We start from the raw sequence: 19,362 nt of genomic DNA on the forward strand, positions 1-19,362 counted from the left end.
CCCTCCACCACGCTTGCGCGTGGTCCCCCTCCCCCGCAAGCGGGAGAGGTTGCGCCGACTGCCAGTCAGGTGCACGTCGTAAGTCACATATTTACGACTCTATGTATGAAAAACTTGACACTATGTCTGTTTCATCTTACATGCCTCCCAACACTGAGCTAAAGGCTGGGAGGCCTCGATGAGCTACAAGGAATGGGAAGCGGTGGTGGGCATCATCGCGTCGATCGTGATTGCCGCCTGGGTGATTTTCGAGGCGCTGACCAACCCACCTGCGACGGTCGTAACGGTGGCCAGCCGGCTGCTCTGGGCCATCCTCTACGGCGTGCTGTTCAATATCGCGGCCATGATCGTGACGGCGATCCTCGTCTCGATTGCGCGGCGCAGCGAGTTCAAGGACGAGAAGGCCGACGAGCGCGACAAGGCGGTGGGCCTGCGCGCCATGCGCAACGGCTATGTCATCGCCTCGATCACCGGCATCGCAACCCTGTTCTATCTGGCTTTCGGCGCCGACCCCGCGTTAGCCGCCTATGTGCTGTTCGGCGGGCTGATGCTGGCCGGGTTGGTCGATTCGACCTCGCGGCTGATCTACTACCGGATCGGTTGAGCGCCATGGGCAAGGGACAGGCGCGGATCGACAACACCATTCGCACGCTGCGCTTCAATGCCGGCGAGATGACGCAGGCGGCGCTGGCCGACAAGGTGGGGGTTACCCGCCAGACCATCGTCGCCATGGAGCAGGGGCGCTATTCGCCCTCGCTGGAAGTCGCCTTTCGGGTGGCGCGTGCCTTCAATGTGCCGCTCGAGGAGGTGTTTCAGTATCGTGGGGAGGGCGAGTGATGCGTGCTGCCATCGTCGAGCGCTATGGCCCACCCGAGGTCCTCGGCATCCGTGAGGTACCGACGCCGGAGCCCGGGCCGGAACAGGTGCTGGTCGAGATCCACGCCAGCGTGGTGACGCCGTCGGACATCGCTTTCCGCAGCGGCGAATTGTGGATCGCCAGGCTGTTCGCCGGTCCGTTCAAACCGCGCCTGCCGATCCTCGGCGATGCCTTTGCCGGAACGATCGTCCGGCTCGGCGCCGGCGTCACGCGCTTCGCGGTCGGCGACCGGGTGGCCGGTTCGACCGGGCCGGAACTTGCGGCGCATGCCGAGTTCGCAGCCGTCGACCAGAGCGGCGCCATCGTCAAGCTGGCGGATGGCGTGGCGTTCGGCGCTGCGGCGGGGCTCGCCGATGGCGGGCTCGTCGCCCTGCCGTTCCTGCGCGACCAAGGACGATTGCAGGCGGGCCAGCATGTGCTGATCAACGGTGCATCGGGCAGCATCGGCACGACCGCCGTGCAGATTGCGCGGGCCATGGGCGCGGTGGTGACCGGCGTTACCAGCACCGGCAACCTCGAGCTGGTCCGCTCGCTCGGGGCCGATCGCGTGATCGACTACACCGCCGAGGATTTCACCGCTGCGGACGCCGCCTATGACGTGATTTTCGATACGGTCGGCAAATCCAGCTTTGCCCGGTGCCACGATGCGCTGAAGCCGGATGGCGTGTACCTGACGCCAACCCCGATGCTGTCGCCGGCCATGCTGCGCAAGTCCGGTCGACGCGCCCGCTTCGCCGCGACCGGCCTGAGGAAGCCGGCCGACAAGGCCAAGGACCTGATCCAGCTGTTCGACTGGGTGCAGGAGGGCAGGCTGCGCACCGTCATCGAGCGCGAATATGCGCTGGCCGAAATCGCGGCAGCGCATGCCCGGGTCGAGACCGGTCACAAGGTCGGCTCCATCGTGGTGAACGTCTCGTAACCTCAATGGAACCTTAACCTAACCGCCGCAAAGTGCGCCGATACCCAGTATGGGTGATTTCTTGTACCGGCGGTGCCGGCGTGGAGTTCGAGCGGGATGAGTGAGCCCAAGGGCAGCGACAGCCAGGCGCCGCATGTGCCGGTGCTGCTGGCCGAGGTGCTCGATGCGCTGGCGCCGCTCGAGGGCGCCCGCATCCTCGATGGCACGTTCGGGGCCGGAGGCTATTCCCGCGCTTTGCTGGAAGCCGGCGCCTCGGTCGTGGCGCTCGACCGCGACCCCACCGTGCTGCCGCATGCCGAGCGGCTGGGCGCCGATTTCCCGAGTCGATTCAAGTTCGTGGCGGGAACCTTTTCCAACCTGGATGAGCTGGCGGGTGGCCCCGTCGACGGCGTGGTGCTCGACATCGGGGTCTCCTCGATGCAACTCGACCAGGCGCAGCGCGGCTTCTCGTTCATGCAGGAAGGCCCGCTCGACATGCGGATGTCGTCGGATGGCGAGTCCGCGGCCGATCTGGTGAACACGCTCGATGAAGCCGACCTCGCCAACCTGCTGTTCGCTTTCGGCGAGGAGCGCAAGTCGCGCCGCATCGCCAGCGCCGTTGTCGCGGCACGCGCCACAGCGCCGATTTCCACCACGACGCAACTGGCGCGGCTGATCGAAAAGACCATTGGCCGGAAGCCCGGCGATGCGCATCCGGCGACCCGCAGCTTCCAGGCACTGCGCATCGCGGTGAACGGCGAGTTCGATCAACTGGTCGAGGGGCTGTTCGCCAGCGAGCGGCTGCTGGCCGAGGGCGGGCGGCTGGCGGTCGTCACGTTCCACTCGCTCGAGGACCGGATCGTCAAGCGCTTCTTCGACCCGGAGAAGGGGGCGCCAACGCAGTCGCGTCACCTGCCGCAGGTTGTCCTCGAGGCGCCGCGCTGGGCGCGCGCCGGCAAGGCGCTGAAGGCGTCTGCCGCCGAGCTTGCGCGCAACCCGCGCTCGCGCTCGGCGACGCTGCGCGCCGGGGTGCGGACCGGTGCTCAAGCTCGGGCCACCAGCTATGCCGGGCTGGGCGTGCCGCTGTCGCGAGGTGCCGCATGATCAAGATGCTCAATGCCGTGATGGTCTGCACCAGCCTTGTCGGGCTGGTCGGCGTCTATGCGCTGAAATACTCGGTCGAAGATATCGCCAGCGACAAGGTGGCGCTGGAGCGCAAGATCGACCGGCAGGAGGGTGACCTGAGCCTGCTCAAGGCCGATTGGTCCTATCTCAACCAGCCGGCGCATGTCGCGCCGATCGTGGCGCGCCACCAGGAAGCGCTTGCCCTGGTGCCCACGGCGCAGGATCAGTTCGGCCGCATGGACAACCTGCCGATGCGACCGGCCGCACCCGATACCCAGGCGCTCGACGCGCTACTGTCCTCGCTCGATGCGGGCATCGACCCGATCGAGCAACTGATCGAGGCCAACTAGATGGCGATCATCACCGAAGGCGCCGAGACCATCTCGCTCGACGGCGGGCGGAAGTCCCGCGGCAACCTCACCAAGGCACGGATCCGCTGGGTCATCGTCGCCCTGCTGCTGGTGTTCGGCACCGTAGGCGGCCGGCTGATCCAACTCGGCGCCACCGTCACCGATTCCACCATCGAAGGCATCGAACGCGACGTCATCACCGCCAGCCGCCCGCCGGTGCTCGATCGCAACGGGTTGGAGATGGCGGTCGATATCCGCGTGCCGTCGCTGTTTGCCGAGCCGCGGCGCATCATCGACGTCGAGGAAGCGGTCCAGAAGCTCCGCACCGTGCTGCCCGACCTCAACGAGGATTGGCTGCGTAAGCGCCTCACCGGCGACAAGGGCTTTGTCTGGGTGAAGCGCGAGCTGACGCCGGCGATCGAGGAGAAGATCTTCCAGCTCGGCATTCCGGGGCTCGATTTCGTCACCGAGAGCAAGCGCTTTTACCCCTCGGGGCAGGAGGCTTCGCATATCCTGGGGTCGGTCAATATCGACAACCAGGGCACCATGGGCATCGAAAAGCACATGGACGACGACAGCCTGGCGCTGCTGCAGTCGATCGGCCTGGCCCGCGGCAATGAAATGACGCCGGTGAACCTGTCGATCGACCTGCGTGTGCAGCACGTCATGTACGAGACGCTGCAGGATGCGCTGGTGCGCTACAAGGCCATTGCCGCCGCCGGCGTGATGATGGACGTGAAGACCGGCGAGATCGTCGCCCTGGCATCATTGCCGGATTTCGATCCGAACAACCCCTCGACCCTGTTCCAGGACTATAACGGGGTAAAGAACGATCGCTTCAACCGCATCACCTCGGGCATCTACGAGCTCGGCTCGACCTTCAAGACGATAACGCTGGCCGGTGCGCTGGACAGCGGCAAGGTGCGGATCACCGATCGGTTCGACGCCCGTTTCGGGGTGCGCTTCGGCCGCTTCACCATCGACGATTTCCACGGCAAGCACCGCGTCTTGAGCGTGCCCGAGGTCTATAAGTACTCGTCCAATATCGGCACCATCAAGATCATGCAGCAGCTGGGCAAGGACGATTTCCGCGCCTTCCTCGGCAGGATCGGCATGGACAAGACGGTGCCGTTCGAGCTGCCGGAAATGCGCAAGCCCAAGGTTCCGGACAAGTTCTCCGAGATCGTGGCCGCGACCTCGAGCTTTGGCCACGGCCTGTCGGTATCGCCGCTGCACATGGTTCGGGCCGTGGCAGCCTTCGTCAACGACGGCAACATGGTGCCACCTACGCTTTACAAGCGGAGCGAGGCCGAGGCGCGCCAGCTCTACGAGCGGGTGATCTCGCCTTCGACCAGTGCCGAAATCCGCTACCTGATGCGCCTCAATGCGCTCGAGGGCTCCGGCACGCAGATGAACAAGCTGGCCAACGGCTATCGCGTCGGCGGCAAGACCGGCACCGCCGAAAAGGTCGTCGGAAGAACATACTCTTCGGACAAGACCTTCGCGGTGTTCGCGTCAGCCTTCCCGCTCGACAACCCACGCTATGCCATGGTGGTCATCGTCGACGAACCGCAGGACGAAAATGCCCAGTCGGGCCATACCGCCGGCTGGAATGCCGGCCAGGTGACCGGTCGCGTGGTGCAGCGGGTTGCGCCGATGCTTGGAATCGCGCCCGACTTCAGCGAAATGTTGGATACAAGCCTTGTCCCAGTCGAACTCCGCTGAAGCCATTCGAGAAGAAAGCGTGGACGTGCCTTTCGCGCTCACAGAACTGTTGAAGGGGGCAGGAGCCCCGTCGGTCCCAGCCATCGAAGTCGAGGGCATCAACGCCGACAGCCGCGCCATCGGGCGCGGTGAGGCGTTCTTCGCGTTGCCCGGCACGCGGGTGCATGGCGATGGCTTTGCGGCGCAGGCGGTTGGCCGCGGCGCCAGCGTGATGATCAGCGATCGCCAGCCGGAGGCCGATCCGGGCATTCCCGTGGTGCTGGTCGAAGATGTGCGCTCCGCCTATGCGCTGGCCGCCGCCCGCCAGTTCGCGCCGCAGCCCGACGTTTCGGTGGCCGTCACCGGCACCAACGGCAAGTCCTCGATCGTCTCGTTCGTGCGCCAGATCTGGGATGCCTGCGGGATCGCCGCGGCAAGCCTCGGCACGGTGGGCGTCGAAACCCGCGCCGGCATCCGGCCTCGCGAACTCACCACCTCGGACGCGCTGTCGCTGCATCGCGACCTCGGCGAACTCAGGGCCGAAGGCATCGGCCACATCGCTATGGAGGCCTCGAGCCAGGGGCTCGACCAGCGCCGGGTCGATGGCATCCGTTTCAACGCGGTGGCCTTCACCAATCTCAGCCGCGACCATCTCGACTACCATCGCGACATGGATGACTACCGCGATGCCAAGCTCCGGCTGTTCACCGACCTGATCGCCGATGGCGGCGCGGCGGTGGTCAATGCCGACGATCCCGAGCACATGCCATTCCTGTTCGCGGCGCTCGATCGCGGCGCGACGCTGATGACGGTCGGCAAGGAAGGCGCCTTCCTCGAACTCACCAACATCCGCAACGAGGGTTATGGCCAGCGGGTTACCGGCCGGATGGTCGGCGAGCCGGTCAGCTTCCTGTTGCCGCTCACCGGGGCCTTCCAGGTCAACAATGCCGCCGTGGCGCTGGCGCTCGCCGTCGCCACCGGCGCGCCGGCCGACAAAGCTGTGCGGGCGCTCGAACACCTGAAGGGGGCCAAGGGCCGGCTGGAGCTGGTGGGCGAGCACAATGGCGCGGCGATCTTCGTCGACTATTCGCACAAGCCGGTGGCGCTGGAGACCGCGCTCGAGTCGCTCAGGCCCTATGCCACGAACAAGCTGCGCGTGGTGTTCGGCTGCGGCGGCGACCGTGACAAGGGCAAGCGCCCGATCATGGGTGACGTGGCGGAACGGTTGGCCGACGACGTGATCGTCACCGACGACAACCCGCGCACCGAAGATCCGGCGACGATCCGCGCCGAAATTCTCGCCGCGGTGCCCAGGGCGCTGGAAATCGGCGACCGCCGCAAGGCGATCGAGACCGGCATCGCGCGCCTGGAGCCGGGCGATGTGCTGCTGATTGCCGGCAAGGGCCATGAGGACTATCAGATCATCGGCACCACCAAGCACCATTTCTCCGACCACGAAGTGGTGCTGGAGACGCTGAAAGGACTCTAGCGCCGATGCGACCGCTCTGGACCGTCGCCGAGGTCGTCAAAGCCACCGGCGGCCGGCCGGAAGGCCTGTCGGATGGCCCGATCTCTTCGATCTCGATCGACTCCCGCGAGATTGCTCCCGACGCCTTGTTCGTCGCCATCCGCGGCGACACCCATGACGGGCACGATTTCGTCGACAAGGCGATCGATGCCGGCGCGACCGCAGCGCTGGTCTCGGAGGCCTATCACGCCGCGCATGGCGGCAAGAACCTGATCGTCGTCCTCGATACCCTCAATGCCCTCGAGCAGCTCGGCATCGCGGCGCGGGCGCGCAATCGTGGCCAGATCATCGCGGTGACCGGCAGCGCCGGCAAAACCACCACCAAGGAAGCGATCCGCACCGTGCTCGCGGCCTTCGGCGAGACGCATTACTCGATCAAGAGCTTCAACAACCACTGGGGCGTGCCGCTGATGCTGGCACGCCTACCTCGCGAAGCGCAGTTCGGGGTGTTCGAGATCGGCATGAACCACGCGGGCGAGATCACCCCGCTGGTCAAGATGGTGCGCCCGCATGTCGCGGTGATCACCACGGTTGCCGCGGCCCATCTCGAGTTCTTCAACTCGGTTGCCGACATTGCCGTCGCCAAGGCCGAGATCTTCCTCGGGCTTGAACCGGGCGGCACGGCGCTGCTCAACGCTGACCACGATCACCTGCATATCCTGTTCGCCCATGCCCGGGCCGCAGGTGTCGGCAAGGTCGTGACCTACGGATTCGACGAAAGCGCCGACTGGCATATCGGGCGAGTAGACACCTCGGCCTCGATGACCCTCGCCGAAGTGACGCATGGCGCCGAGCACTATGACCTGCGCCTGCAGGTGCCGGGGCGCCATATGGTGGCCAATGCAGTGGCGGCGCTGGCAGTGGCGCAGATTTCGGGCGAGGGCACGCGCACCGCGGTGGCGGCGCTGGCGAAATTCGGCGCGCCCGAGGGCAGGGGGCTGACGCTGCGGCTCGGGCCCAACGCCAAGCCGTTGCTGCTGGTGGACGAGAGCTACAATGCCAATGTCGCCTCGATGACCGCGGCGATGGACCTCTACAGCTCGGTGCGGCCACCCGAGGGCCGCAAGTTCCTGGTGCTCGGCGACATGCTGGAAATGGGGCCGCAAGGCCCGCAACTGCATGCCGGGCTCGCCAGCGCGGTACTGAAGACCGGCGCCACCGAGATCTACCTCGTCGGGCCGGCAATGCGTTCGCTCGCCGATGAGTTGCGGCATCGCGCCGAAGCCGACCGCGAGATCCCCGGTGTGACGCATATGACGACCGCCGAGGAGATCAGTGATACCGTTCTCTCGGCGCTTGCCTATGGCGACGCAGTTATGGTCAAAGGGTCGAAAGGCGTCCGCCTCTCACCTTTGGTGCAGAAGATCCGCGAGCGCTTCCAGAACGCCTAGAGCGCTTTCAGTCCGACGGGTGGGACACCGACAGCATGCTGTATTTCCTCGGGCAGTTGGGCGATAGCCTCGCCGCCTTCAACGTGTTCCGCTACATCACTTTCAGGACGGCCGGTGCGGTGATGACCGCGCTGTTCTTCGTCTTCCTGTTCGGCCCCGGCATGATCGCGGCGCTGCGCATCCGCCAGGGCAAGGGCCAGCCGATCCGGGAAGATGGCCCGGCCGGGCACCTGTTGACCAAGAAGGGTACGCCCACCATGGGCGGCCTGATGATCCTGTCGGCGACGGTGATCTCGATCCTGCTTTGGTCGAACCTTTCGAACGGTTATGTCTGGGTGGTGCTTGGCGTCACCGTTTCGTTCGGCGCCATCGGGCTCTACGACGACTACCTCAAGGTAAAGCGCATGTCGCATGCCGGGTTTTCCGGCCGGCAGCGGCTGATCCTCGAGGCGATCATCGGCGCAGTGGCGTGCTACTTCATCTCGGTGCTCGGCGACCCCGCGACCTCGACCTCGCTGTTCTTCCCGTTCGTCAAGGGGCTGGCGGTGAACCTCGGCTGGTTCTTCGTCCTGTTCGGCGCTTTCGTCGTCGTCGCGGCCGGCAACTCGGTGAACCTCACCGATGGGCTCGACGGCCTCGCCATCGTGCCGGTTATGGTCGCTGCCGCCTGCTTCGGGCTGATCGCCTATCTCGTCGGCTCGGCCACCTTCTCGGAATACCTGTTCCTCAATCCGGTCCCCGGCACCGCCGAACTCTCGGTAGTCTGTGGCGCGCTGATCGGGGCGGGGCTCGGCTTTCTGTGGTTCAACGCCCCACCGGCGCAGATCTTCATGGGCGACACCGGTTCGCTGGCGCTCGGCGGCGCATTGGGCACTATTGCGGTCGCCACCAAGCACGAGATCGTCCTGGCCATCATCGGCGGGCTGTTCGTCCTCGAAGCCGTCTCGGTGATCGTCCAGGTGGTGTCGTTCAAGCTCACCGGCAAGCGGGTGTTCAAGATGGCGCCGATCCACCACCATTTCGAGATGATGGGCTGGACCGAAAGCCAGGTGGTGATCCGCTTCTGGATCATCAGTTTTGTGCTGGCGTTGATCGGGCTGAGCTCGCTGAAGCTGCGCTAGAGTATTCGCTATCGAGATGGAAGCGACGCGCAGTTGAATCGCGGAGCGGCTGCGCTATCGGGCAGCACACGGACGTCATTCCCGCGTAGGCGGGAACCCAGTGGGATGCTGCGGCGTCCGCTGAGGCTGAGAGATCCCACTGGGTCCCCGCCTTCGCGGGGATGACGCCGGTGGGCAAGGCCAGGGACGAGCACTGCGGCGACAGCATCACATCGCTCCGGCGCCTTTAGGCGCCCCCCGACTCGCAAAACGCGAGTGCCGTTGCGAACTTGGTAACCAACCGGGCGCTACAATTTGCATCTAGTTGTGCGTACGGGAGGCCGTCCCGATCAGGCGGCATCAAGCATGTTTTCACGCGAGCGTAAGACCCCCATCGCCGAGTGGTGGTGGACGATCGACAAATCTTTGCTGGCGGCATTGATCCTGCTGCTGCTGGTCGGCGTGCTGCTGAGCTTTGCGGCGAGCCCGCCGGTTGCCGAGCGCCTCGGCCTCGGGCCGTGGCACTTCATCATCCGCCAGGCGATCTTCGCGGCGCTGGCGGTGCCGGTGATGATCGCAGCGTCGATGCTACCGCACCGGGCGGCTCGCTTTGCGGCGCTGGGCGTGCTGGTGGTGTCGATCATCATGCTCTGGCTGACCTTGCGGTTCGGCGTCGAAGTGAAGGGCGCCAAGCGCTGGATCTCGATCGCCGGCAACACCGTGCAGCCGTCGGAATTCGTGAAGCCCGCCTTTGCGGTGATCGGGGCGTGGTTGTTCTCCGAAAGCATGAAGCGGCCGGGCGTGCCGGCCCGCATCATCGCCACCGGCATCATGCTGACGATCGTCGGCGGGTTGCTGCTGCAGCCCGATATCGGGCAGACGGCCCTGGTGCTCGCCACCTGGGGCGTGCTGCTGTTCCTCTCCGGCATCTCTTGGTTCGTGATCTTCGGGCTTGGTGCCGCCGGCGTCGGCCTGTTGTTCGCCGCCTATATGTTCTTCCCGCACTTCGCCAAGCGCATCGACAGTTTCCTCAACCCGGAAGGCGGCAACACCTACCAGGTCGACCGGGCGCTGAGCTCGTTGCTCGAGGGCGGCTGGTTCGGGCGTGGCCCGGGTGAATCGTTCGCCAACAAGCGCATCCCCGACGCGCATGCCGATTATGTGTTCTCGGCGGCGGCGGGCGAGTTCGGCGTGCTGTTCTGCCTGTTCATCGTGGCGCTGGTCGCCTTCATCGTGATCAAGGCGCTGATCGGGGCGCAGCAGCAGTCGAGCCTGTTCTCGCGGCTTGCGGCATCCACGTTGGCCATCCAGTTTGGCCTGCAATGCGCCATCAACCTGGCGGTCAATCTCAGCCTGATCCCGCCCAAGGGCATGACCCTGCCGTTCGTCTCCTATGGCGGCACTTCAATGCTCGCCATTGCCTTCGCCATGGGGTTGATGCTGGCCCTGACCCGCAAGAAGCCGGAAGAGCGCCTTGCGACCGGGCTTCCCGTCTATCGCAGCGGAGTGCTATCCCCCGCCGAATGAGCAGATTCGTCCTTATGGCCGGCGGTACGGGAGGCCATCTCTTCCCGGCAATGGCGTTGGCGCAGGAACTGCGTCGGCGAGGTCACGATATCCAGTTGATGACCGACCATCGCGTCGCCTCCTATGGCGACGGGTTTCCGGCCAGCGCCACCCATATCGTGCCCTCGGCGACGCCCTCGGTCAGCAACCCGATCCGTTTCGTTACCGCGGGCTTCAAGATTCTGAGTGGTATCGGTGTGGCGCACGGGGCGCTCGGGCGGGTGAAGCCCGATGCGGTGATCGGCTTTGGCGGCTATCCGGTATTTCCGCCGTTCGTCGCTGCGAGCCTCCGCGGTATTCCCGGGATCCTCCACGAACAGAATGCGGTGATGGGGCGGGCCAACCGGGCGCTGGCCAGGATGGCCAAGCTGATCGCGCTCAGCTTTGCGCGCACCCTCAAGGCCGAGGCCTTTGCGGAGAAATCCGTACTGGTCGGCAATCCTGTACGCGACCGGGTGCGCAACGTCGCCAAGGTGCCGTACCCCGATCTCGAAGCCGGCGGGTCGATCCGCCTGCTGGTGTTCGGCGGCAGTCAGGGAGCACGCGTGTTTGCCGACCTGGTGCCGCCGGCGATCGCTGAGCTGCCGCCCGAAATCCGGGCCCGCCTGCGCGTCGTGCAACAGTGCCGGGCCGAGGATCTCGACCGGGTGGCCGAGACCTATCGGCAGGCCAAGGTGAATGTCGAGCTGGCCGCGTTCTTCGACGACCTGCCGGAGCGCATGGCGGCGTCGCACCTCGTGGTGTCGCGCTCGGGCGCTTCGACCATCGCCGAACTCACTGCCATCGGCCGGCCCGCCATCCTGGTGCCGTTGCCGGGGGCGATCGACGCCGACCAGAAAAACAATGCGCTGGTGATGGAGGCCGCCGGCGGCGGCTGGATCGCCGAGCAGGCCACGCTTACGCCACTATCGCTTGGCACTCGCTTGGCATCACTTCTGGGTGACCGGGATGTGCTGCAGCGGGCCGCAGCCGCGGCCAGGTTGCTGGGCCAGCCCGACGCCGTCACCAAGCTCGCCGACGCGGCAGAACGCCTCGCGGCCAAGGGGAACAAACCACAATGAAGATGCCGCGCAATATCGGACCGGTGCACTTTGTCGGCATCGGCGGCATCGGCATGAGCGGCATAGCCGAAATCCTGCACAACCAGGGCTACAAGGTCCGCGGCTCCGACAGCGCCGAGAACCCGAACGTGCAGCGGCTCAGGAAAATGGGCATCGAGGTGGAGATCGGCCAGAGCGCCGAGAACCTCAAGGATGCCGCCGTGGTCGTCATCTCTTCGGCGATCAAGAAGGGCAACCCGGAACTGGCCGCTGCCCGGGCGCGCGGCCTGCCGGTGGTGCGCCGCGCCGAAATGCTGGCCGAGATCATGCGGTTCAAGAACGCCATCGCCATCGGCGGCACCCACGGCAAGACCACCACCACGACGCTGGTGGCGACGCTGCTCGACGCGGCGAATTACGACCCCACTGTCATCAATGGCGGCATCATCAACGCCTATGGCACCAATGCGCGCCTCGGCGACGGCGAGTGGATGGTGGTCGAAGCGGACGAGTCCGACGGCACCTTCGTCAAGCTGCCGGCCGATGTCGCCATCGTCACCAATGTCGATCCCGAGCACCTCGACTATTACGGCGACTTCGACAAGGTGAAGCAGGCCTTCATCAACTTCGTCGAGAACGTGCCGTTCTACGGCTTTGCCGTGATGTGTCTCGATCACCCCGAGGTGCAGGCGCTGGTCGGGCAGATCCGCGATCGCCGGGTCATCACCTATGGCCGCAACCCGCAGGCCGATGTGCGGCTGGTGGATCTCGAGAACCATGATGGCGTGCAGCATTTCTCGGTCGAGATCCGCGACCGTATCCGCATGACGCATTTGCGCATCGACGGGCTCGAACTGCCGATGCCGGGGGAGCACAATGCGCTCAACGCCACGGCGGCCATTGCCGTTGCCGACCAGCTGAAGGTGCCGGCAGAGGCGATCCGCAAGGGGCTGAAGAATTTCTCTGGCGTGAAACGCCGCTTCACCAAGACCGGCACGGTTGGCGGCATCACCGTCATCGACGATTATGGCCACCACCCGGTGGAGATCGGCGCGGTGCTGAAGGCGGCGCGGCAATCGAGCCGGCGCGACGTCATCGCGGTGGTGCAGCCGCACCGCTATTCGCGCGTCCACGACCTGTTCAACGAGTTCGCCACCTGCTTCAACGACGCCGATACGGTGATCGTCGCGCCGATCTATGCGGCCGGCGAGACGCCGATCGACGGGGTGACGCATGAAGAGCTGGTCGCCCGCATCCGGGCCCGCGGCCATCGCGATGCGCGGGTCATCGACCGGCCGGAAGCATTGGCGCCGCTGATCGCCTCGCGTGCTGCCGAGGGCGACTATGTCGTCCTGCTCGGCGCCGGCAACATCACGCAGTGGGCGGCCTCGTTGCCCGCCGAACTTGGCGCCCTGATCGGCAAGGAGCCTGAGCTCACATGAACATCCATGTTCCCCAGTGGCCTGACCTGATCCCGACGCTCGGCAGCTGGACCGCCGAGATCCGCGGGCAGCTGATCCCGAACCAGCCGCTCGACGAAATGACGACGCTGAGGGTAGGGGGGCCGGCGCAGCTGTTCTTCCGCCCGGTCGACGAAGACGACCTGGCGTTCTTCCTCAAGCACCTGCCGGCCGAAATCCGTGTCACGGTGATCGGGCTCGGCTCGAACCTGCTGATCCGCGATGGCGGGCTCGACGGCGTGGTGATCCGGCTGCCGGCCAAGGGCTTTGGCGCCATCGACATTCTCGAGGGCCACCGCGTGCGGGCCGGCGCTGCCGTACCAGACGTGAAGGTTGCGACCGCTTCGGCCGAAGCGGGCATCGATGGGCTGTGGTTCTATCGCGGCATTCCCGGCGGTATCGGCGGAGCGCTCTACATGAATGCCGGCTGCTACGGCACCGAGACGCGCAACCGCATGGTCGAGCTGCGCGCCGTGACCCGGCAAGGCGAGATCATCACGCTCACGAACGAGCAGATGGGCTACCTCTACCGCAAGTCGAACGGCCCGCGCGGCGCGGTGTTCACTTCCGCCACCTACCAGGGTTTTGCCGGCGATCCCGAGAAGATCCTCACCGAGATGCGCACCGTCACCGAGCGGCGCGAAAGCACGCAGCCGACCCGCGCCAAGACTGCCGGCTCGACCTTCAAGAACCCCGAGGGGCATTCGAGCTGGAAGGTGATCGACGAGGCCGGCGGCCGCGGCTTCACCTTCGGGCGAGCGCAGATGAGCGAGATGCATTCCAACTTCCTCATCAACATGGGTGAAGCGGATGCGTTCGAGGTCGAGACCGTCGGCGAGAGCATTCGCCAGAAGGTGCGCGACAAGCACGGCATCGAGCTGAAATGGGAAGTCCGCCGCATGGGACATTTCGTGCCCGGCCGCGAAGTTCGCGAGTTCATGGACGGCGCGCCGTTCACGGGAGCGGTCTGATTGGACATGCCGCAACCTATCGGTGATCGCCTTCTCCCCTTGTGGGAGAAGGTGCCCGAAGGGCGGATGAGGGGCGTCTCTCCTCCGCACGAGCCGTTCCTCACTTCGCTCGGACCGCGCAACCTGCGGTTGCGTACCCCTCATCCGGCCGTTGGCCACCTTCTCCCACAAGGGGAGAAGGCGATCGCAGCGCGCTCGGGGCGTGCGGACAGGACCAAACAATGACCAAGCACGTCGCCGTCCTGATGGGCGGCATTTCGAACGAGCGGCCGGTGTCGATCTCGTCGGGCACCGAGTGCGCGCGGGCGCTGCGCAATGCCGGCTATGCCGTCACCGAAGTCGACGTCGGCTACGACATTGCCGAAGTGCTGCGCGAGCTGAAGCCCGATGTCGCCTTCAACGCGCTGCACGGCCGGTACGGCGAGGATGGCACTATCCAGGGTGTGCTCGAGTTCCTGCGTATCCCCTACACCCATTCGGGCGTGCTCGCCTCGGCGCTGGCGATGGACAAGCACCAGGCCAAGATCATGTTCAAGGCGGCGGGTATCCCGGTCACCGATCACACCATTGCCAACCGCGCCGAAGTCGCCCGCGCCCATGTGATGGCGCCGCCTTATGTGGTGAAGCCGATTTCGGATGGCTCGAGCTTCGGCGTGTTCATCGTCAAGGCCGATCAGTCGCACCCGCCGCAGGAGTTGCTGCGCGAGGATTGGAACTCGGGCGAAGAGGTGATGGTCGAGCGCTATATCCCTGGTCGCGAGCTGACCTGCGCCGTAATGGGCGACGTGGCGCTCGGGGTGACCGAGATCGTGACCGACCTCAGCTTCTACAATTATGAGGCAAAGTACGCTCACGGCGGGTCGCGCCACGTCATTCCGGCTGAAATTCAACCGAAAATTTACGACAAAGTGCAGAAGATGGCGCTTAAGGCGCATGCTGCGCTTGGGTGCCGGGGCGTGTCGCGGAGTGACTTCCGCTACAACGACCAGGCAGGGCCGGACGGCGAGCTCGTCTGCCTCGAGATCAACACCCAACCAGGCATGACCGAAACGTCACTGGTTCCCGAACAGGCCCGCCATGCCGGCCACTCGTTCGAGGAGCTGGTTGCCTGGATGGTGGAGGATGCGAGTTGCAACAGGTAGGGGCCAAGAGTTTCGCCAACGCCCAACCTGTCGATCCCCGTCATTTCCCCGTTCCGCTTCCCCGCACCAGCCGACGTGCCCTGGTCAAGGCCGGTCACGTCTGGGTGCTGCACAAGCAGGTCATTACCCGCATCGTCGGCGTGATCCTCGCGCTGCTCGTTGCCTTCGGCCTCTATGAAGCACGCGACGTGATCGGCTCGGCGGGCCTTACTGCCTATCGGTTCGTGCAGGGCGAGTTCGCCCAGGCCGGCTTTGGCATAGACGCCATCGAGATCACCGGGCAGACGCTGACCGACGACAAGGACATCATTACGCTCTTGACCGTCGGCACCGGCAATTCGACGCTGACCTTCGATGCGCAGAAGGCGCAGGCGCGGCTCGAGTGGCTGCGCGCCGTCAAATCGGCCACCGTCCGCAAGGTCTACCCGAACCGGGTGATCGTCTCGATCGTCGAGAAGGTGCCGGTGGCGCGCTGGCGCATCGGCGATACCACCTGGCTGATCGATGAGACCGGCAGGAAGATCGGCACCGATATCAGCTCCTATACCGACCTGCCGCTATTGATCGGGGAGGGGGCCGGCGACGATGGCGTCGCCATGGTGCGGGTGCTCGCCCGGCATGAGGGGCTCGACGATGATCTGGCGGCGCTCAGCCGCATCGGCGATCGCCGCTGGGACCTGATCTATCGCAATGGCCTGCGGGTGCAGCTGCCCGAAAGCGGCGTGGCGCAGGCGCTGGACCAGCTCGAAATGTACCAGACCGACTATGCGCTGCTCGAGCGCGACGTGTCGGTGATCGACCTGCGCGTGCCCGGCCTCGTCACGCTGAAGCCCGGCGAGATTGCTGCGGCGCAGATCGCCGAAACCAAGGGCAGCAAGGGCAAGAAGCCCGCCAAGAAACTCTCCGCCCCTGCGACGACCGCTCCTGCTGCCGCGCCGCAGGCCGCGGCCCCCGTCGTGCCTGTAACCCGGACTCAGTGAAGACCATGATGACCGATGCCCTGACCGCGCGGCTCAAGCCAGTTCAGCCGGGCCGCACCTCGCTGGTGACGGTGCTCGATATCGGCTCGACCAAGATCTGTTGCGTCATCGCCCGGCTGGTGCCGCGCCCTGAAGGCAAGTCGCTGCGTGGCCGTACCCACAATGTCGAGGTGATCGGCTTCGGCTACGGCCCGTCCTCGGGCATCAAGAGTGGCGTCATTACCGACCTCGACAAGGCCGAGCAGGCGGTGCGTACGGTTGTCGGCATCGCCGAGCGGGCTGCCGGCGTCACCGTGCAGTCGGTGATCGTCAATGTCACCGCCGGCCGGCTCGGCTCGGAAACCTTCTCGGCCGGCGTCAACCTGGGTGGCCAGGAAGTGGAGCGGGCCGATATCCAGCGCGTGCTGCGCGCGGTCAACGAACGGTCGGTCCGTCCGGAGCGGTCAATCGTCCACGCGCTGCCGATCGGCTACGCGCTCGATGGCCAGAAGGGCATCAAGGATCCCAAGAACATGGTCGGCGAGAAGCTGTCGATCGATGTGGCGGTGATCTCGGCCGAAACGCTCGCCATGCGCAATATCGAGCTGGTGCTGCATCGCTGTCACCTGCAGATCGAAGCGCTTATGGCGACGCCCTACGCTTCGGGTCTTGCGACGCTGGTGGATGACGAGAGCTCGCTGGGCGTTGCCTGCATCGACTTCGGCGGCGCCACCACTACCGTTTCGGTGTTCTCCGAGGGGCAGCTCGTCTATGCCGATGCCATCGCCATTGGCGGGCACCACCTGACGCTCGACATTGCCCGCCAGCTGTCGGTCGGCATAGCCGACGCCGAACGACTCAAGACCATGTATGGCTCGGTGCTGCCGGGGCAGGCCGACGAGCGCGACATGATCGCGATTACTCCGGTCGGGGCGACTCGCGATGAGGCGCCGGGGCAGATTCCGCGCTCTCACATCACCCGCATCATCCGTCCGCGCGTCGAGGAAGTGCTCACCGCCATCAAGGATCGCATGCAGGCGACCGGCATGATGGATATCTGCGGACGTCGATTCGTCCTCACCGGCGGGGCCAGCGAGCTCACCGGCCTGCCGGAGGTGGCGCGCCGGGTGCTGGCCCGCAACGTGCGCAACGGCCGCCCCATGGGCATTTCCGGGCTGCCCGAGATGGCCAAGGGCCCGGGATTCGCGACTGTCGCGGGGATGCTGATCTACCCGCAGGTCTGCGCCCAGGAGTTCGTCGAGCCGCATCGCTCGGCCCGGCTCACCGGCACCGACGGGTACTTCGCCCGCGTCGGCAACTGGCTGCGCACGAGCTTCTGAGTCTCGGTCGTCCCGGCAGGGGACGGTACGATGCCCTCATCTTCATGCTTAACGTAAGGTCACCAAGCCGTTAGCTCGGCTTGCAAATTGCCATCACGTTAACGGTTTTGAGGGCATTGTTAGGGTCTGATTAACGAATTGGCGACTAATACTTGTCCCACACGCCACGCATGGGGCCATTCATGACCATCAACCTCACCATCCCGGACATTCAAGAACTGAAGCCGCGCATCACCGTCTTCGGTGTGGGCGGGGCTGGCGGCAACGCGGTCAACAACATGATCGCCTCGGGCCTGTCCGGAGTGGACTTCGTCTGCGCAAACACAGACGCACAAGCCCTGGCGCTCTCAAGCGCGCAGCGGATCATCCAGCTCGGCGTCTCGGTGACCGAAGGGCTCGGCGCCGGTTCCCACCCGGAAGTGGGCAGGGCGGCAGCCGAAGAGAGCTACGACGAGATCAACGATCACCTGAGCGGCGCGCACATGGTGTTCATCACCGCGGGCATGGGTGGCGGTACCGGTACCGGCGCCGCGCCGGTGGTGGCCCGTGCAGCTCGCGAACAGGGCATCCTGACCGTCGGCGTGGTGACCAAGCCCTTCCAGTTCGAAGGCAACCGTCGCTCCCGCCTGGCGGAAGACGGCATCGACGAGCTGCATCGGCATGTCGACACGCTGATCGTCATCCCGAACCAGAATCTGTTCCGGGTGGCCAACGAGAAGACCACCTTCGCCGACGCCTTCAAGATGGCGGACCAGGTGCTCTACTCGGGCGTCGCCTGCATCACCGACCTGATGGTCAAGGAAGGCCTGATCAACCTCGACTTCGCCGACGTGCGCGCCGTGATGCGCGGCATGGGCAAGGCGATGATGGGGACGGGCGAGGCCTCCGGCGAGGATCGTGCGCGGCACGCTGCCGAGGCGGCAATCGCCAACCCGCTGCTCGACGATGTGTCGATGCAGGGGGCGCGTGGCCTCCTGATCTCGATCACCGGTGGTCCGGACCTTACCCTCTACGAAGTCGACGAGGCGGCAAGCCGTATCCGCGAGGAAGTCGACTCGGACGCCAACATCATCCTCGGCGCCACGTTCGATCCGGATATGACCGGCACGATCCGCGTCTCCGTCGTTGCCACCGGCACCGATGCGACGATGGTCCAGGCGCTCGAGCCGATGAAAGCCAATCCGGCCCGCGTGCCGCTGCAGGCCGCAGTGATGCGCCAGGCCATGCCGGAACGTACTGCGGTGGTTGCGGAAGCCCAGCCCGAGCCCGAGTTCGAGACCCAGGTGGAGCAGGCGGTCGCCGAGGCGATCTCTTACGCCGAGCCGACTTACCAGGAGTACCAGGAAGACGACGGCATCACCGTCGAGCCCTATATTCCGCAGGCCAGCCACACCCACCTCGAAGAAGCGCCGCGACTCATCGAGGCGCCGATCCCCAGTGCCTACGTGCCCTCCAGTGCCGAGCGTCCCGACGGTCAGCGCCGGATGCCGCGCACCGAGGAGTTCCCGGCTGTTGCAAGGCAGTCACTCACGGCCCAAGAAAAGCAGGAACCGGAGCCACGCAATGCGCGTGCCCTGTTCAAGCGGCTGGCCTCCAATGTCGGCATCAGCCTTAAGTCGAATGAGCCGCAGCGGGCCGAGCCTGCCGTCGAGCCGAGCGCCGACGATGCCGCCGCGCGCAGCGCCATCGAGGCCGGAGGCGCCCGGAATTCGCGGGTTTCCGGCGGTGCAGAAGGCGCCCGCGGCAATGCCGACCAGTATGGTCGTGCACAGTCGCAGCCGGCTCAGAAAGAGCACATCGAGATTCCTGCCTTCCTCCGCAAACACGGCTGATCGTCGCGGGGGAAAGCCCGAATACACGCACCCGGCGCGGCTTCCGCGCCGGGATTTTATTGTCTATGACTGCACCGGG

General features: G+C 65.6%; 17 protein-coding genes. All 17 read left to right on the top strand.

Annotated features, from left to right (window positions below; all coding sequences use genetic code 11):
* The first annotated feature begins 178 nt into the window (after positions 1-178).
* The 17 genes from VGV07_RS26430 to ftsZ all read left to right on the top strand — a co-directional run bounded on the left by VGV07_RS26430 (position 179) and on the right by ftsZ (position 19,283).
* The gene (locus VGV07_RS26430; RefSeq protein WP_326871724.1) at positions 179-604 is read left to right on the top strand and encodes a hypothetical protein; all 426 of its coding nucleotides are present in this window, start codon (positions 179-181) and stop codon (positions 602-604) included.
* A 5-nt stretch (positions 605-609) separates the two neighbouring features.
* Complete coding sequence (locus VGV07_RS26435; protein ID WP_326871725.1) at positions 610-837, top strand: helix-turn-helix transcriptional regulator; 228 nt, start codon at positions 610-612, stop codon at positions 835-837.
* A complete protein-coding gene (locus VGV07_RS26440) occupies positions 837-1,796 on the top strand; it encodes an NAD(P)-dependent alcohol dehydrogenase (protein WP_326871726.1) in 960 nt (319 codons plus the stop codon). The genes VGV07_RS26435 and VGV07_RS26440 overlap by 1 nt, the downstream gene beginning before the upstream one ends.
* Before the next feature lie 96 nt (positions 1,797-1,892).
* Complete coding sequence (gene rsmH / locus VGV07_RS26445; RefSeq protein WP_326871727.1) at positions 1,893-2,879, top strand: 16S rRNA (cytosine(1402)-N(4))-methyltransferase RsmH; 987 nt, start codon at positions 1,893-1,895, stop codon at positions 2,877-2,879.
* Positions 2,876-3,250: a cell division protein FtsL gene (ftsL, locus tag VGV07_RS26450; RefSeq protein WP_326871728.1), complete on the top strand. Its 375-nt coding sequence runs from the start codon at positions 2,876-2,878 to the stop codon at positions 3,248-3,250. Before rsmH ends, ftsL begins: the two co-directional genes overlap by 4 nt.
* The gene (locus VGV07_RS26455; protein WP_326871729.1) at positions 3,251-4,975 is read left to right on the top strand and encodes a penicillin-binding protein 2; all 1,725 of its coding nucleotides are present in this window, start codon (positions 3,251-3,253) and stop codon (positions 4,973-4,975) included.
* A 19-nt stretch (positions 4,976-4,994) separates the two neighbouring features.
* Positions 4,995-6,443, top strand: a complete 1,449-nt coding sequence (locus tag VGV07_RS26460) for a UDP-N-acetylmuramoyl-L-alanyl-D-glutamate--2,6-diaminopimelate ligase (RefSeq protein WP_326871730.1) — start codon at positions 4,995-4,997, stop codon at positions 6,441-6,443.
* Positions 6,444-6,448: 5 nt separating this feature from the next.
* On the top strand, positions 6,449-7,873 hold the full coding sequence (locus VGV07_RS26465; RefSeq protein ID WP_326871731.1) for a UDP-N-acetylmuramoyl-tripeptide--D-alanyl-D-alanine ligase: 1,425 nt from the start codon (positions 6,449-6,451) through the stop codon (positions 7,871-7,873).
* Positions 7,874-7,908: 35 nt separating this feature from the next.
* Positions 7,909-8,994: a phospho-N-acetylmuramoyl-pentapeptide-transferase gene (mraY, locus tag VGV07_RS26470; RefSeq protein WP_326871732.1), complete on the top strand. Its 1,086-nt coding sequence runs from the start codon at positions 7,909-7,911 to the stop codon at positions 8,992-8,994.
* A 345-nt stretch (positions 8,995-9,339) separates the two neighbouring features.
* A complete protein-coding gene (locus tag VGV07_RS26475; protein WP_326871733.1) occupies positions 9,340-10,500 on the top strand; it encodes a putative peptidoglycan glycosyltransferase FtsW in 1,161 nt (386 codons plus the stop codon).
* On the top strand, positions 10,497-11,600 hold the full coding sequence (murG, locus tag VGV07_RS26480; RefSeq protein WP_326871734.1) for an undecaprenyldiphospho-muramoylpentapeptide beta-N-acetylglucosaminyltransferase: 1,104 nt from the start codon (positions 10,497-10,499) through the stop codon (positions 11,598-11,600). The genes VGV07_RS26475 and murG overlap by 4 nt, the downstream gene beginning before the upstream one ends.
* The gene (gene murC, locus VGV07_RS26485) at positions 11,597-13,021 is read left to right on the top strand and encodes a UDP-N-acetylmuramate--L-alanine ligase (protein WP_326871735.1); all 1,425 of its coding nucleotides are present in this window, start codon (positions 11,597-11,599) and stop codon (positions 13,019-13,021) included. The genes murG and murC overlap by 4 nt, the downstream gene beginning before the upstream one ends.
* Positions 13,018-14,010, top strand: a complete 993-nt coding sequence (murB, locus tag VGV07_RS26490) for a UDP-N-acetylmuramate dehydrogenase (RefSeq protein WP_326871736.1) — start codon at positions 13,018-13,020, stop codon at positions 14,008-14,010. Before murC ends, murB begins: the two co-directional genes overlap by 4 nt.
* 221 nt (positions 14,011-14,231) lie before the next feature.
* On the top strand, positions 14,232-15,152 hold the full coding sequence (locus tag VGV07_RS26495; RefSeq protein ID WP_326871737.1) for a D-alanine--D-alanine ligase: 921 nt from the start codon (positions 14,232-14,234) through the stop codon (positions 15,150-15,152).
* The gene (locus tag VGV07_RS26500) at positions 15,140-16,132 is read left to right on the top strand and encodes a cell division protein FtsQ/DivIB (protein ID WP_326871738.1); all 993 of its coding nucleotides are present in this window, start codon (positions 15,140-15,142) and stop codon (positions 16,130-16,132) included. The genes VGV07_RS26495 and VGV07_RS26500 overlap by 13 nt, the downstream gene beginning before the upstream one ends.
* A 5-nt stretch (positions 16,133-16,137) precedes the next feature.
* Positions 16,138-17,451: a cell division protein FtsA gene (gene ftsA / locus VGV07_RS26505; RefSeq protein ID WP_326871739.1), complete on the top strand. Its 1,314-nt coding sequence runs from the start codon at positions 16,138-16,140 to the stop codon at positions 17,449-17,451.
* A 182-nt stretch (positions 17,452-17,633) separates the two neighbouring features.
* Positions 17,634-19,283, top strand: coding sequence for a cell division protein FtsZ (gene ftsZ / locus VGV07_RS26510; protein ID WP_326871740.1), 1,650 nt, complete (start codon positions 17,634-17,636; stop codon positions 19,281-19,283).
* The last annotated feature ends 79 nt before the right edge of the window (positions 19,284-19,362 follow it).

Source organism: Devosia sp. (genome assembly GCF_035944845.1).
In the GTDB taxonomy this organism is placed as follows: domain Bacteria; phylum Pseudomonadota; class Alphaproteobacteria; order Rhizobiales; family Devosiaceae; genus Devosia_A.

Bases quoted from the DNA above. Each gene is read 5' to 3' on its own strand.
- ftsZ (WP_326871740.1), top strand. From the start codon at position 17,634: ATGACCATCAACCTCACCATCCCGGACATTCAAGAACTGAAGCCGCGC.
- ftsA (WP_326871739.1), top strand. From the start codon at position 16,138: ATGATGACCGATGCCCTGACCGCGCGGCTCAAGCCAGTTCAGCCGGGC.
- VGV07_RS26455 (WP_326871729.1), top strand. From the start codon at position 3,251: ATGGCGATCATCACCGAAGGCGCCGAGACCATCTCGCTCGACGGCGGG.
- VGV07_RS26465 (WP_326871731.1), top strand. From the start codon at position 6,449: ATGCGACCGCTCTGGACCGTCGCCGAGGTCGTCAAAGCCACCGGCGGC.
- VGV07_RS26430 (WP_326871724.1), top strand. From the start codon at position 179: ATGAGCTACAAGGAATGGGAAGCGGTGGTGGGCATCATCGCGTCGATC.
- ftsL (WP_326871728.1), top strand. From the start codon at position 2,876: ATGATCAAGATGCTCAATGCCGTGATGGTCTGCACCAGCCTTGTCGGG.
- murB (WP_326871736.1), top strand. From the start codon at position 13,018: ATGAACATCCATGTTCCCCAGTGGCCTGACCTGATCCCGACGCTCGGC.
- VGV07_RS26440 (WP_326871726.1), top strand. From the start codon at position 837: ATGCGTGCTGCCATCGTCGAGCGCTATGGCCCACCCGAGGTCCTCGGC.
- murC (WP_326871735.1), top strand. From the start codon at position 11,597: ATGAAGATGCCGCGCAATATCGGACCGGTGCACTTTGTCGGCATCGGC.
- mraY (WP_326871732.1), top strand. From the start codon at position 7,909: ATGCTGTATTTCCTCGGGCAGTTGGGCGATAGCCTCGCCGCCTTCAAC.
- VGV07_RS26495 (WP_326871737.1), top strand. From the start codon at position 14,232: ATGACCAAGCACGTCGCCGTCCTGATGGGCGGCATTTCGAACGAGCGG.
- VGV07_RS26475 (WP_326871733.1), top strand. From the start codon at position 9,340: ATGTTTTCACGCGAGCGTAAGACCCCCATCGCCGAGTGGTGGTGGACG.
- rsmH (WP_326871727.1), top strand. From the start codon at position 1,893: ATGAGTGAGCCCAAGGGCAGCGACAGCCAGGCGCCGCATGTGCCGGTG.
- murG (WP_326871734.1), top strand. From the start codon at position 10,497: ATGAGCAGATTCGTCCTTATGGCCGGCGGTACGGGAGGCCATCTCTTC.
- VGV07_RS26435 (WP_326871725.1), top strand. From the start codon at position 610: ATGGGCAAGGGACAGGCGCGGATCGACAACACCATTCGCACGCTGCGC.